The organism is uncultured Thiohalocapsa sp. (assembly GCF_913063425.1).
GTDB lineage: Bacteria > Pseudomonadota > Gammaproteobacteria > Chromatiales > Chromatiaceae > Thiohalocapsa.
Genome location: NZ_CAJXYK010000017.1, coordinates 89,166 through 103,277, shown reverse-complemented (window position 1 = coordinate 103,277; position 14,112 = coordinate 89,166). Strand labels below are relative to the sequence as shown.

General features: G+C 66.3%; 12 protein-coding genes. 4 read left to right on the top strand and 8 right to left on the bottom strand.

Features of this window, described 5'->3' with window-relative positions:
- Positions 1-1,229: 1,229 nt before the first annotated feature.
- From QZ607_RS11585 to QZ607_RS11555, 7 genes are all read right to left on the bottom strand, one after another.
- Positions 1,230-1,706 carry a type II toxin-antitoxin system VapC family toxin gene (locus tag QZ607_RS11585; protein ID WP_295882786.1) on the bottom strand — a complete coding sequence of 159 codons (477 nt, stop codon included), beginning with the start codon at positions 1,704-1,706 and terminating at the stop codon, positions 1,230-1,232.
- A gap of 369 nt (positions 1,707-2,075) precedes the next feature.
- Positions 2,076-3,200: a tRNA pseudouridine(13) synthase TruD gene (gene truD, locus QZ607_RS11580; protein WP_295882785.1), complete on the bottom strand. Its 1,125-nt coding sequence runs from the start codon at positions 3,198-3,200 to the stop codon at positions 2,076-2,078.
- On the bottom strand, positions 3,197-3,670 hold the full coding sequence (gene ispF / locus QZ607_RS11575) for a 2-C-methyl-D-erythritol 2,4-cyclodiphosphate synthase (RefSeq protein ID WP_295882784.1): 474 nt from the start codon (positions 3,668-3,670) through the stop codon (positions 3,197-3,199). The genes truD and ispF overlap by 4 nt, the downstream gene beginning before the upstream one ends.
- Positions 3,664-4,377, bottom strand: a complete 714-nt coding sequence (ispD, locus tag QZ607_RS11570) for a 2-C-methyl-D-erythritol 4-phosphate cytidylyltransferase (RefSeq protein WP_295882783.1) — start codon at positions 4,375-4,377, stop codon at positions 3,664-3,666. The genes ispF and ispD overlap by 7 nt, the downstream gene beginning before the upstream one ends.
- Before the next feature lie 46 nt (positions 4,378-4,423).
- Positions 4,424-4,720 carry a cell division protein FtsB gene (gene ftsB, locus QZ607_RS11565; protein WP_295882782.1) on the bottom strand — a complete coding sequence of 99 codons (297 nt, stop codon included), beginning with the start codon at positions 4,718-4,720 and terminating at the stop codon, positions 4,424-4,426.
- Positions 4,721-4,794: 74 nt separating this feature from the next.
- Positions 4,795-6,072 carry a phosphopyruvate hydratase gene (gene eno / locus QZ607_RS11560; RefSeq protein ID WP_295882781.1) on the bottom strand — a complete coding sequence of 426 codons (1,278 nt, stop codon included), beginning with the start codon at positions 6,070-6,072 and terminating at the stop codon, positions 4,795-4,797.
- A gap of 176 nt (positions 6,073-6,248) precedes the next feature.
- Positions 6,249-7,907 carry a CTP synthase gene (locus QZ607_RS11555; RefSeq protein ID WP_295882780.1) on the bottom strand — a complete coding sequence of 553 codons (1,659 nt, stop codon included), beginning with the start codon at positions 7,905-7,907 and terminating at the stop codon, positions 6,249-6,251.
- A 300-nt stretch (positions 7,908-8,207) separates the two neighbouring features.
- Between QZ607_RS11555 and QZ607_RS11550 the strand changes: the two genes are divergently transcribed.
- The 3 genes from QZ607_RS11550 (at position 8,208) to nhaD (ending at position 11,413) form a co-directional block, all read left to right on the top strand.
- Positions 8,208-8,609: a sulfur globule family protein gene (locus QZ607_RS11550; RefSeq protein ID WP_295882779.1), complete on the top strand. Its 402-nt coding sequence runs from the start codon at positions 8,208-8,210 to the stop codon at positions 8,607-8,609.
- A gap of 318 nt (positions 8,610-8,927) precedes the next feature.
- Complete coding sequence (gene fnr / locus QZ607_RS11545; RefSeq protein ID WP_295882778.1) at positions 8,928-9,686, top strand: fumarate/nitrate reduction transcriptional regulator Fnr; 759 nt, start codon at positions 8,928-8,930, stop codon at positions 9,684-9,686.
- 305 nt (positions 9,687-9,991) lie between these two features.
- A complete protein-coding gene (gene nhaD / locus QZ607_RS11540; RefSeq protein WP_295882777.1) occupies positions 9,992-11,413 on the top strand; it encodes a sodium:proton antiporter NhaD in 1,422 nt (473 codons plus the stop codon).
- A 202-nt stretch (positions 11,414-11,615) separates the two neighbouring features.
- Here nhaD and dnaQ read toward each other — a convergent pair whose 3' ends face one another.
- Positions 11,616-12,353: a DNA polymerase III subunit epsilon gene (gene dnaQ / locus QZ607_RS11535; RefSeq protein WP_295882776.1), complete on the bottom strand. Its 738-nt coding sequence runs from the start codon at positions 12,351-12,353 to the stop codon at positions 11,616-11,618.
- Between the two features lie 181 nt (positions 12,354-12,534).
- Between dnaQ and QZ607_RS11530 the strand changes: the two genes are divergently transcribed.
- On the top strand, positions 12,535-14,112 hold the full coding sequence (locus QZ607_RS11530) for a cobyric acid synthase (RefSeq protein WP_295882775.1): 1,578 nt from the start codon (positions 12,535-12,537) through the stop codon (positions 14,110-14,112).

Sequence of the window (14,112 nt, the reverse complement as noted above, 5' to 3'; positions counted from 1 at the left end):
CGTCGGAGTATCTCGGCACGGGTCTCTCGTCTTCGCCCCCTGTTGCGGTTACAGTCCTACAAGGTGGAGGCGACAACTAGCCTGACACAGGGGGCGTGGAACGGCAGTCTCTAGTGCCGACAAGGCGCATAACGTTATTGCTTAATCTGGCGAAAAAACTATCTCTCAGTACATTTAAATGGCCCGTTAAAGAACACTGGCGCGTTCTTTCCAAACGGACCCCATTTGTCTACGACCCCTGGTCGATCAGGCCAGTAATTTATATTAAGATCCCAAAGTACCTTGCGCTTAACGTCGAAAACGATCGTACCGACCGATATAACGCTCTCAGATGTCGCGCCTGAGGGGGTAGCTCGGACATTGCTGGCGAAGATCGTTCTCTGTTCCTTTCCGACCACGAAGTATCTTCTCGTCGGCAATTGATCGTTGATGGTTATATGGACATCGATATGATCATGCTCGATGCTGAGATCGTAGGTAAACGGTTCGGTGACGACCTCACTTCCTAAGCAACGATAGGTGTCAGCATGAGCAACATCAATTACGACGAGCAAAACAACTCCGAGGATAAGGTTGTCAAGATGTCTCATGAAAATAATGCACCAGTTGAAGCCGAAAGCCTGCGCAACAACTCGGGACCGATGCGCACACGCATAATCGGATTGGGACCAGGAGTTACGGTGACGCTTTACCATTTTCACCATTTTCGTTGCCGCCGCGTCACTCCTCGGCGAAGGTGGTCGGCCCCTGAGCTATCCCCCAATAAATGGAAAAGGTAATCCCCCGGCTTTGCCGGAGTGACAGTAGCAGTTTGACATTTGCAGGAGTCCATCGGAGAAACTCCGTTCGTGAGCCGCCAAGCACACGACTGTGGAGAGTCCCGATGGAAAAGGGGTCAGGGTCAATTACGCGAGCGGAGAACGACATTTAATTGACCCTGGCCCCTTTTCCCCCTGGCCCCTTTTCCCCAGATTGAACTACCTGGGGGCAGGCTCAATAACGATTGGCTCAACCGCTGCCGAAAGTGGCGCGAGCGGAGCGAGCGGCACTTTCGGCAGTCGGCTGGAGCCTTTTGTGGGGCAATTTTGCGTATTGGAGGCGAAACCCGTGTGACGTGGCAACCTGCTCTGCGGCTAGATGTGAACGTAGGAGATAATCGTGGATAGAAGTGTTTTCTTCAGATAGCCGCTTCTGCACGCGATACTTTTCCTGGAGTATTTCTGACTCAATCATTGATTCTCTTCCTCTGCAAATAGCTCAAGCGGTGTGATTATTTCAGGTGTTGATAAACCAAGACGGCCATTGATCACTCGGATGTGCCGCTTCTTGTTCGCGTTAGCGAGGTGATTGCAGTTCCATGTAAGGAGATACTGCATATCATAATAACTCGCACAGGCCAGGTGCAGTGCATCTCCGACCAGAGATTTCGGCATAACGTAGTTGGCCACATAGAACTCGACGATATGCTCAAGATCCGCGGTTAGCGGCAGCAACGGAATCGTTGACACGAATTCGATGATTTCATCTTTTCGCGGGTAATCGCCGGCATTCAACTCCTGGAGCACTGCGTCAGATATGAAAAGATCGTAGCTGGTGGACATTTCTGTCCACCATTTTCTTGTAACCGCTGTAAAGGCAGCTACGGATTCACGATTATCAAAGTAATAACTGGGGATGGTGGAGTCGAGATATACTTTCTCTTGCATCGTCTCTCTTGGTTCCATGCCCAACAAGTGATCATCCCGTTTCCGGATAACTCCTCTGAACCGCCAGTTATCCAGAAGTACGAGACCCTCGGCGAGCGATAGACGATCACCGACCCCGGCGGAGGTGGCGGCGTCTCGTGCGACCTTAGCTTAGGTCAGGTTTGGTCCGCTCAAAGCTGCATGCTGCCGCGGGAGGCTGGGGCCGTCAATGTCGGCTTCTGGCCGATTGCTGCCCACCGTCGTCAAGCGCCCAGCGTCTGCTCTGCGGGAGAAAGCTGTCGCGCAGGCCTGGCGTCGACCGAGGCGCCAGGTGTTTCTTCGATCACCCGCAGGCTCCGCTCCGGCGGCTCGCTCCGGGCGATGATGATCTTATTCCCAGTCCCCGAGCTCCCGCAGCAGGGCGGTGGCATAGCTGCCGGCGGGCAGGCTGAACTGGATACGCAGCCGATCCGGCGCGGTCCAGTGCAGGCGCAGGGCCTCGGGGTAGAGCACCAGGGGCCGGCGCTCCTGCTTGAGGCCGGCGTGGGCGAGGCCCTGCTGCCACTGCGCGAAGGGCGCGGTGATGTGGGCCTCCAGTGCCGCCACCTCGGCGGCGGTGAGGGGCTCGCCGGCGCCGAGCAGTGGCCCGGTGGGCTGGGCATCGCCACTGGCCACGCGCGCGTGGATGCGCTCGTCGATGGTCTCGGCGAGGAAGTGGGAATGGCTGCCCCGCAGCTGCAGCCGCTCCCCGGGCAGGGCGCTGTGCCAGTCGCCGCGCTCCACGCGCGCCGCAAGTACCTCGTTGAAGAGCTGCGAGCGCGCGGCGGAGAGGTACAGCCCCATCAGGTGACGGTCGGCGCGGCGACCGCGGTCGTCCTCGGCCGGGGCACCGGTGAGCATGGCGGCGGCGCGGTGCAGATTGCCTTCGTCGCGGCCGAAGCGCTGCGGGCCGAAGTAGTTCGGCACGCCCTCGCGGGCCAGGGTGTCGATCCGTGCGGCCAGGGCCTCGGTGTCGCCGTGCACGTCTCGCAGCACCAGATCGAAGGCGTTGCCGGCGAGCACGCCGCGGCGGAGCTTGCGCTTGTGGGCATGGGCCTCCAGCACTTCGATGCCGTCGCCGGCGAGCAGCGTCCAGTCCGGCTCGGGCCGCTTGCCGAGATGCACGGAGAACCACTGGGTGGTGACGGCGAAGCGGTCCTTGAGCCCGGCATAGCCGACGGCCTTATGCGGCACACCGGCGAGACCCGCGAGGCGCCGCGCCACCCAGTCGGTGTTGGCGTCGGTCTTGCGGACCCGCAGCAGGCGGTGCTCGCCGTCGCCGTCGGGGCCGAAGGCGAGCACTTCGTCCACGACGAAGTCCGCCGGCTGCGAGCGCAACCGAAAGCGGATCAGGGGGGCGCCGTGGGCGTGCGGCAGCGTGCGGAAGCTGCGCCAGGGCGGGGTGCCGATGGCGCTGTCGCCTGGCTGAGGCGCCACTGCGGTGTCGGCGCCGGGGGGCGGGTCCTGGGCGCTCACGACTGTTCGAGGAGCACCACGGCAAAGGCCGCGATGCCTTCGCCGCGGCCGGTGAAGCCCATGCGCTCGGTGGTGGTGGCCTTGACGTTGACCCGCTCGGGCGGGCAGCCGAGATCCGCCGCCAGGATCTGGCGCATGGCGGCGATGTGTGGGGCGAGCTTGGGCTGCTGCGCGGCGATGGTGAGGTCCGCGTTGTGCACGGTTAAACCCCGCTCGGCCAGTGCCTCCATGACGCGCCCGAGGAGGATGCGGCTGTCGATGCCGGCATAGGCCGCGTCGGTGTCCGGAAAGTGGTGGCCGATGTCGCCGAGCCCGGCGGCGCCGAGCAGGGCGTCACAGAGGGCGTGCACCACCACGTCGCCGTCCGAGTGGGCGGCGAGGCCCTGGTCGTGGGGGATGGTCACGCCGCCCAGCACCAAGCGGCGGCCGGGTGCGAAGCGGTGGGCATCGATACCCTGCCCGATCAGCATGGCGTCTCCCGTTGTTGTTCCAGGTAGAAGGCCGCCAAGGGCAGGTCCTCCGGCCGGGTGATCTTGATGTTGTCGGCGCTGCACTCGACGAGTGCCGGCCTTAAGCCCAGAAGCTCCACGGCGCTGGCGTCGTCGGTGACGATGAGGTCCTTGGTTGCGGCATGATCCAGGGCGCGGCGCAGCAGCCCGAGCCTGAAGGCCTGCGGGGTGTAGGCACGCCACAGGGCGCTGCGCGGCAGGGTCTCTGCCACCTGGCCGGCGTCAGCGCGCTTGACGGTGTCGGCGATGGGGACGGCAAGGAGGGCGCCCACGGGCTCATCTTGCAGGGCTTCCAGCAGCCGGTCCAGGTCGGTGCGGCGCAGGCAGGGGCGCGCGGCGTCGTGCACCAGCACCCAGTCCTCGTCGGCGGCGCGCTGCGCCAGCGCCTCCAGGCCGTTGCGCACGGAATGGCAGCGCTCGGCGCCGCCCGGCGCCCGCAGCACCCTGGGATGGCCGGCGTAGGCGCTGACATCCGCCCACCAGCCGTCCTCGGCCCCCAGCACCACGGCGCAGCCGGCGATGCCGGGATGCGCCACGAAGGCGCCGATGGCGTGGTCGATGACGGGCCGACCGGCCAGGGCCAGGTATTGCTTGGGCACCTCGGCACCGAAGCGCCGGCCGACGCCGGCGGCAGGGATCAGGCCCCAGCAGCGCACGCCGGTGCTCACTTGCGACCCACCCGGCGGCACGCCCGGCTCAAGTCGGCGCCATGCCTCATTGGCCGCCCTCCTGCTCGGGCTTTTCGATGACCTGAAGGAAGACCTCGCCGCGCTGGATCATGCCGAGCTCGCTGCGGGCGCGGTCCTCGATGGCCTCGAGGCCGCTGCGCAGGTCCTCGACCTCAGCGGCCAGGGCGAGGTTGCGGGCTTCCAGGCGCTCCAGCTCCTGGCGATACTCGTCGATCTGGGCGCGCAGGGCATGCAGCTCGGCAAGGCTTCCGTCGCCCACCCAGAGCCGGTACTGGAGCAGACCCAGCAGCAGCAGGAGTCCGAGGATGACCCAGCGTGTCATGTCCCGGTCCTGTGCTGCGTGTCCATGGCCTGTGGGGTCCCAAGCTGAAAAAGGGGGGGCTCAGCGGTGGGCGCTCAGAGGTGCTTGAAGGCGGCGCGCCCGGGGTAGACGGCGGCGTCGCCGAGCTGGTCTTCGATGCGCATGAGCTGGTTGTACTTGGCGACGCGGTCCGAGCGCGACAGGCTGCCCGTCTTGATCTGCCCGGTGCCGGCGGCGACCACCAGGTCGGCGATGGTGGTGTCCTCGGTCTCGCCGGAGCGGTGCGAGACCACGGCGGTGTAGCCCGCGTCCTCGGCCATTTTGATGGCTTCCAGGGTCTCGGTGAGGCTGCCGATCTGGTTGACCTTGATGAGGATGGAGTTGGCGATGCCCTTGTCGATGCCCTCCTGAAGGATCTTGGTGTTGGTGACGAAGAGGTCGTCGCCCACCAGCTGCACCTTGCCGCCGAGGCGGTCGGTGTGGTCCTTCCAGCCGTCCCAGTCGCCCTCGGCGAGGCCGTCCTCGATGCTGAGGATGGGGTATTTGTCGCACCACTCGATGAGCAGGTCGGTCATGCCGGCGGCGTCGAGCTTGCGGCCCTCGCCCTTGAGGTTGTAGGTGCCGTCCTCGTAGAACTCGGACGCCGCCACGTCCATGCCGAGGAAGACGTCCTGGCCGGCTTTGAACCCGGCCTTGTCGATGGCCTCCAGGATCACCTCGATGGCGGCCTCGTTGCTCGGCAGGTCCGGCGCGAAACCGCCCTCGTCGCCGACGCCGGTGGCGAGCCCGCGGCCATTCAGCACGGCCTTGAGGGCATGGAAGACCTCGGCGCCGTAGCGCACCGCCTCGCGGATGCTCGACGCCCCCACGGGCAGGATCATGAACTCCTGGAAGTCCACGCTGTTGTCCGCGTGCTCGCCGCCGTTGATGATGTTCATCATGGGCACCGGCAGGGTGACGGCGTCGTCGCCCAGGTACTGGTACAGCGGCAGGGAGCGCTCCTGCGCCGCGGCGTGCGCGGTGGCCATGGAGACGCCGAGGATGGCGTTTGCGCCCAGCCGGCCTTTGTTGTCGGTGCCGTCCAGGTCGATCATCTTGCGATCGACGGCCTCCTGCTCGGTGACCTCCATGCCCGTCACGGCGTCCTTCAGCTCGCCGTTGACATTGGCGCAGGCCTTGAGCACGCCCTTGCCGCCGTAGCGGGCCTTGTCGCCGTCGCGGAGCTCCAGCGCCTCGCGCGAGCCGGTGGAGGCGCCGGAAGGGACCGCGGCGCGGCCGATGGCGCCGTCGGCGGTGATGACATCGACTTCGACAGTCGGGTTGCCACGGGAGTCGAGCACCTCGCGGGCGCGGACATCGACGATCTCGGACATGGTTCGGTTCTCCGGCTAGGGGTCGCGGTTACAGCAGGGGCAATCGCCCGATGGGGAGCCTGTCGTTGAGCTTGAGACGATGTGGTGAGGGCCGTTTGCGGTGCAGGAAGTTGTTTGCGGGCCGGCGCACCGGCGCCCGGCATGGTCGCCGGCGACGCTGGATGCCGACGGTGCCGTCAGGCCACCTTGTCCGCCGACGGCGCCGCCGCACGGCGACCCCGCTCCGCCAGGGCGGCCTCGATGAAGCCCCGGAACAACGGATGACCGTCGCGCGGCGTGGACGTGAACTCGGGGTGGAATTGGCAGCCCACGAACCAGGGATGATCCGGTATTTCGACGATCTCCACCAGCTTGGAATCCAGTGACCATCCGGAGAAGCGCAGGCCGGCGTCTTTCATGAGGTCGCAATACCTGTTGTTGAACTCGTAGCGGTGCCGGTGGCGCTCACGGATCTGGTGGCGGCCGTAGGTCCGCCGCGCCAGGCTGCCCGGCTCCAGCCGGCAGTTCTGCCCGCCCAGGCGCATGGTGCCGCCCTTGTCGGCGTCCGCCGCGCGGGTCTCGCGCTGGCCGGTTTCGGTCTGCCACTCCGTGATGAGGGCGATGACCGGGTGCGGGGTCTCGGGGTCGAGCTCGGTGCTGTGGGCGCCCGCGAGCCCGGCGACGTCGCGGGCGTATTCGATGACGGCCACCTGCATGCCGAGACAGATGCCGAGGTAGGGCAGCCGGTGCTCGCGGGCGAAGCGCGCGGCGGCGATCTTGCCCTCGATGCCGCGCTCGCCGAAGCCGCCCGGCACCAGTACCGCATCCACGCCGACCAGGCACTCGGTGCCGGTGCGCTCGATCTCCTCGGAGTCCAGATAGTGGATGCGCACGCGCGTGCCCGTGTGCACACCGGCGTGGGCCAGCGCCTCCGACAGCGACTTGTAGGCCTCGGTCAGGTCCATGTACTTGCCCACCATACCGACGGTGACGGTTTGGTGCGGGTGCTCGAAGCCGTCCAGCACCCGCTGCCACTCAGCCAGGTCCGCCGCCGGCACCTCGAGCCCGAACTGCTCCACCACCAGTGCGTCCAGCCCCTGGGCGTGCAGCAGCATGGGAATCCGGTAGATGTTGTCGGCGTCCACCGCAGAGATAACTGCGTTCTCCGGCACATTGGTGAACAGCGCGATCTTGCGGCGCTCGTCGTCCGGCAGGTCGTGCTCGGCGCGGCACAGCAGCACGTCGGGCTGAATGCCGATGGAGCGCAGCTCCTTCACCGAGTGCTGGGTGGGCTTGGTCTTGATCTCGCCGGCGGTGCGGATGTAAGGCACCAGCGTGAGATGGATGAACATGGCCGCCCGGGGCCCGAGCTCCACGCGCATCTGGCGGATGGCCTCCAGGAACGGCAGCGACTCGATGTCGCCCACGGTGCCGCCGATCTCCACCAGGGCCACGTCGGCGTCGTCGGCGCCGAGCAGGATGCTGGACTTGATCTCGTCGGTGATGTGCGGGATCACCTGCACGGTGCGGCCGAGGTAGTCCCCGCGGCGCTCCTTGCGGATGACGCTCTCGTAGATCTGGCCCGTGGTGTAGTTGTTGTTGCGGCCCATGCGGGTGCGCAGGAACCGCTCGTAGTGGCCCAGGTCCAGGTCGGTCTCGGCGCCGTCGTCGGTGACGTAGACCTCGCCGTGCTGGAACGGGCTCATGGTGCCCGGGTCCACATTGATGTACGGGTCCAGCTTGATCATAGTGACCCGCAGCCCGCGGGCCTCCAGCAGCGCGCCCAGGGACGCGGACGCGATGCCTTTACCGAGGGACGACACAACGCCGCCGGTGACGAAAATAAGCTTGGTCATGGCTTCCTGAAAACCCGACAACGACGGGGCCGACCCGCGGGTGAGAGCACGAGCGCAGGCAGGACGTTAGCAAATTAGCCCCCCGTCCTCAATTCGCGCCGAAAAAGCGTCCGCGGCATCCCCACTTGCGGCGAATTGCCCCAAGAAACCGCCTTTTAGCGCACTTCACAAGCCGAAACCGGACACGTATACTGCGCCGCGTTCGTATCCTACGGACCACCGGGGCCGACCGTCGGCCTGCACGGCCGTCGCCGCCCCGGCACGCTGAATTCACACGAGATCCCTTTGGAGCGTCAGATCATGCAAAAGCTTGCCAAGATCTTCGGCATCGCCGCCATCGCCGGTGCGGCCACCTTCTCCATGAGCGCCGCGCAGGCCTGGTGGGGCCCGGGCTACGGCGGCCCCGGCTACGGTTCCGGCTGGGGTGACGGCATGGGCGACATGCTCGGCGACATGTTCGGCGACGGCTACGGCGACTTCAACATGAGCATGTCCGGCGGCGGCCGCGGCTATGGTCGTGGCTACGGTCGCGGCTACGGTTATGGGCGCGGGTACGGCTACGGCTATCCCTACGGCGGCTACGGCGGCTATCCGGGCTACGGCTACCCGGGCTACGGCTATGGTGCACCGCCCATGCCCTACGGCGCTCCCTATGGCGCGCCGGCTGCGCCCGCCGCTCCGGCCGGCGAACAGGCCAAGTAAGGGCGGGTCTCGCCTGCCTCGGGCCGCCCGCCGGCGGCCGCAGGAGCCGCGCCTTCGGGCGCGGTTTTTGTTTGGCAGGCATGGGTGACGGCCACCCGCTCGCGCATCTCGCCCCGCGTCCGCTCCTTCGGAGCCGCTGCCATCTGCGCCGTGTCGCCCGACGGTCCCAGCCGCCGTTACGGCAGCACACAATCCGGCTTCGTCGCAGCCCCCTCAGTAATTTCACCAATACAGACGCGTGAAAGCGGCGGGAATCGGCCTTGATGCATGTCAACCTGGGTTGCAAAATGAGAACGTCAACCAGCCAGGTACACTGCCTTGACTCAACGCAAAGTAATTTCCTTCGAGACCATCCGGGTCGCCTGCAAGAACTGCACGCTGTCTCAGCTGTGCCTACCCATGGGCATGTCGCCGGAGGATGTGGACCGGCTGGACAGCATCGTGAAGCGCTCGCGGCCCCTCCACCGAGGCGACCACCTCTTCCGCAGCGGTGAGCGCTTCCGCTCGCTCTACGTCGTCAAGACCGGCTCGGTGAAGACCTACACGCCGAGCGAGGAAGGCGGGGAGCAGGTGCTCGGCTTCCACCTGCCGGGCGAGATCATCGGCCTCGACGCCATCGATCAGGACGCCCACGCCTGCTCGGCCAAGGTGCTGGAGACCTCGGCCATCTGCGAGGTGCCCTTCCAGCGCTTCGAGGAGCTCGCGGCGTCCATCCCGAGCCTTCAGCACTCCATGTATCGGCTGCTCAGCAAGGAGATCGGGCACGACGCCGAAATGCTGCTGCTGCTGGGTAAGAAGAACGCGGAGGAGCGGCTCGCGGCCTTCCTGGTGAGCATGTCGCAGCGGCTCAGCAAGCGCGGTCTGTCCCCCACGGACTTCTACCTCAGCATGTCGCGGCACGAGATCGGCAACTACCTCGGGCTCGCCGTGGAAACCGTGAGCCGGCTCTTCACCCGCTTCCAGGATGAGGGCTTGGTGAAGGTGGACCGCAAGCACGTCGAGATCCTGAACCTGCCCACCATCGAGAACCTTGCCGGCGCCGCACCGGCCGCCGGCAGCCGCAAGCACTCCAACTGAGCCCAACCATTCCGCCGACCTACAGGGCGCCGACCCGCGGGCTCCTGACTCGCGGGCGCCGGTGGCCTCCCGCCGACGCCCCAACAGGCCGGCGCCCCAGCAGGCCGGCAGCAGAGCCCGGTTTCTTCGCCGCCATCCGCTGACCCCGGTCCGACACTCGGTACCCACTCGGCGACGCCCGAGAAAACCACTACAATTGCGCCCTTCGCAGGCGCCGCGGCGGCATGCCTGACACGCTGCACACCCGGCATCGACCTGCCGTTCGGTCACGACTTCCCACCAAGCCGATTCCCGAAGGAGCTCCCATGCATCATCCGGCAGTGAAGACGATGCTGGCCCTGTTGTTTGTCCTGGTGCCGAGCCTGGCGTTCGCGTCAGAGGGCGGTGAGCGCCTCGACTTGACCGCCACCTGGGTCGGCTTCACTGCGCTCGGCATCTTCGCCGTCGCCTACGGGCTGGTGATGGCGGAGGAGTTCACGCACCTGCGCAAGTCCAAGCCGGTGATGCTGGCGGCGGGTGTCATCTGGCTCATCATTGCCTACTACTACACCGGGCACCACGGCGACCACCACCTCGTCGCAGACGCGGTGCATCACAACATCATGGAGTTCGCCGAGCTCTTTCTGTTCCTGCTCGCGGCGATGACCTACATCAACGCCATGGAAGAGCGGCTGGTCTTCGAATGGCTGCGGGCCTGGCTGGTGCGCAGCGGCTGGGGCTACCGCAAGCTGTTCTGGATGACCGGGTTCCTGGCCTTCGCCATTTCGCCGGTGGCGGACAATCTGACCACGGCGCTGCTCATGTGTGCGGTGGTGATGGCGGTGGGTGCGGACAACCCGCGCTTCGTGGCCATCGGCTGCATCAACATCGTCGTCGCTGCCAACGCCGGCGGCGCCTTCAGCCCCTTCGGCGACATCACCACGCTGATGGTCTGGCAGAACGGCATCATCGAGTTCCAGACCTTCTTCCTGCTGTTCATCCCCTCCCTGGTGAACTACCTCGTCCCCGCCTACTTCATGCACAAGGCCATCCCGGACGAGACGCCGCCGCCCAGCGACGAGGTGGTCAAGATGAAGCGCGGGGCCAAGCGCATTGTGCTGCTCTTCCTGCTCACCATCGCCACCGCGGTCAGCGCGCACAACTTCTTCCACCTGCCACCCGTGCTCGGCATGATGACCGGGCTCGCGTATCTGAAGTTCTTCTCGTACTACCTGTACAAAACGCATGAGCTGTCGACGGTGCGGGCGGGCACCCTCGAAGACAGCATGCCTTTCGACATCTTCAACAAGGTGGCGCGGGCAGAGTGGGACACCCTGCTCTTCTTCTACGGCGTCATCCTCTGCGTCGGCGGCCTGGGCTTCATCGGCTACCTGGAGCTGGTGTCGCAGTTTGCCTATGTGGACGTAGGCCCGACCTTCGCCAACACCATGGTGGGCGTGCTGTCGGCCATCGTCGACAACATCCCGGTGATGTTCGCAGTGCTCACGATGAATCCAGACATGTCCCAGGGCCAGTGGCTGCTGGCGACGCTGACGGCCGGCGTGGGGGGCAGCATGCTCTCCATCGGCTCCGCCGCAGGCGTGGCGCTGATGGGCCAGGCGAAGGGGATCTACACCTTCTTCGAGCACCTGAAGTGGACCAAGTACATTGCCCTCGGCTTCGTGGCGAGCATCGTCGCCCACCTCATCGTCAACTTCTGGACCTTTTCGATTCCGGTGAGCGGTTGAGGGCTGCGGGGCTCGTCGCAGCACAGCCCACCAGGCGGGGACGACATTGCTTGCTTTCGCAACGCCGCTGCGACGCAAAGAACAAGGCTGATCCTCGCTGACTTGGCTGGACGGCCCGCAGCCGCAGCGTCGTTGGGTTGCGTCGTCGCGTCCCAGCGCGAGCTGTTTCGAGACGGGTGGCTGCGTGCTCGCTGTTTTTGGCCTATTGGGCGACTGCGCCGCCGTCCGCCGCATCCTCCGCAAGCCAGACACAGCCGCCGCTGGCCTTGTGGATGGCGGCGAGCCGGGCCTCGTGGGCGGCGAGCTCATCGGCAGTGGCGCGCACCACCCGGAGCTTGCCGCGGGGGACCTCGATGTGGCGCACCGCTTCCCGCCGCAGGCCCGTCTCCACATGCTCCTCGCCGCCCAAGTGCAGGCTCACCTGCCCACCGGTCATGGCGAGATAGACATCGGCGAGGATCTGGGCGTCCAGCAGGGCGCCGTGCAGGTCGCGGTGGGCGTTGTCGATACTGTAGCGCTTGCAGAGCGCGTCCAGGCTGTTGCGCTGGCCCGGGTGCAGGCGGCGCGCAAGCACCAGGCTGTCTGACACCGCGCAGAGCTTGTCGATGGCGGGCGCATCCTCGCGCCAGAGCCTGAGCTCGTGGTTCAGGAAGCCGACATCGAAGGGCGCGTTATGAATCACCAGCTCCGCGCCGCGGCAGTAGTCGATGAATTCCTCCACCACGTCCGCGAAGCGCGGCTTGTCTGCCAGGAACTCGTTGGTGATGCCGTGCACGGCCTCGGCGCCGGCGTCGATCTCCCGGTCCGGCTGGATGTAGCGGTGAAAATCGTTGCCGGTGAGGCGCCGCTCCACCACCTCCACGCAGCCGATCTCGATAATCCGATGGCCCTCCGAGGGCTCCAGACCGGTCGTTTCCGTATCCAGGACGATTTGACGCATGACGGTTGTCGTTCCTCTTGAGCCCCAATCTCTCACCCGATCGCCGGCGCTCGGCTGCCCACCGACGCGGCCGTCGCCCCGGACTGCGCACTAAGCACTAAGCACTAAGCACTAAGCACTAAGCACTACCCCCGGCAGCTTAACCAAACCCACCCCCAGACCACAAAGCCCGCCCAAGACCATGCCCGACACCCCGCCGCAAATCGACCTCCAGCTCCCGCCCCTTGGCGACCACGGCCCGCGCCGCGCCCGCACGCTGATGATCCAGGGCACGGCGTCGGACGTCGGCAAGAGCCTGCTCGTGGCCGGGCTGTGCCGGGCCTATGCCAGGCGGGGGCTCGTGGTGCGCCCGTTCAAGGCGCAGAACATGAGCAACAACGCTGCCGTCACCGAGGACACGGACGCCGCGCCCGGGGCCGACGGCGAGCGCCCGCGGGGTGAAATCGGCCGCGCCCAGGCGCTCCAGGCCCGCGCCTGCGGCGTGCCGCCGTCCATCCACATGAACCCGGTGCTGCTGAAGCCCCAGACCAACGTCGGCTCCCAGGTGGTGCTGCGCGGGCGTGCGCTCGGCAACTGCCCGGCGCGGGTCTACCACCAGATGCGCCAGAGCATGATGCCGGCCATCCTCGACAGCTTCGAGCGCCTCTGCGCCGAGGCCGACCTGGTGCTGGTGGAGGGTGCCGGCAGCGGCGCGGAGATCTATCTGCGCAACAGCGACATCACGAACATGTACTTCGCCGAGCGCGCCGATGTGCCCGTGGTGTTCGTCGGCGATCTGGACAAGGGTGGCACCATGTCGCACCTGGTGGGCACCTGGCTGCTGCTGGACCCGGCTGACCGCGAGCGCGTCGTCGGCTACCTGGTGAACAAGTTCCGTGGCGACTTCTCGCTGTTCGAGCCTGCCTGCGAGACCATCACGGCGCACACCGGCTGGCCCTTTCTGGGCGTGGTGCGCTGGTTCGAGGGAGCATCCCGGCTACCCGCCGAAGACTCGCTGGCGCTGGAGCGCCCGGCGGAGCAGAGCTGGGCGGACACCGGCACCCTCAACATCGCCGTGCCGCGCCTGTCCCGCGTCGCCAACTTCGACGACATGGACCCGCTCGCCGCCGAGCCTGCGGTGAATCTGCGCTGGCTGATGCCGGGCCAGGCCCTGCCGGCGGACACCGACGTCGTCATCCTGCCAGGCTCCAAGGCCACCCGGGCCGATCTCGACATCCTGCGCAAGGAGGGTTGGGACATCGACATCCTCGCCCACGTGCGCCGCGGCGGGCGGGTGGTCGGGCTCTGCGCCGGCTTTCAGATGCTCGGGCGTGTTGTCCGCGATCCACAGGGCATCGAAGGCGCGCCGGGCGACACGCCGGGGCTGGGACTCCTGGACATCGAGACCGAGATCGGCGGCGACAAGCGCCTCATCGAGCTGTCTGCGCAGGACGACGTCAGCGGCTGTCCCGTCGCGGGCTACGAGATGCACATGGGCCGCACCACCGGCGCCGGGCTGGAGCAGCCCTGGCTGGTGCTCCGGAACACCGACGGCACCGCCAGGCCGGAGGGCGCCGTCAGCCACCACGGCCGCGTTATGGGCGGCTACCTGCACGGCATCTTCTCAGGCGACGCCTTCCGTTCCCATTGGCTCCAGCAAATGGGCGCCCAGGCCGCGCGGCTCGACTTCGAGGCCCGCATCGAGCAGGCCCTGGACGACCTGGCCGACCACATCGAGGCCAATCTGGACCTGGATGCGCTGCTGGCGCTGGCGCGCTAG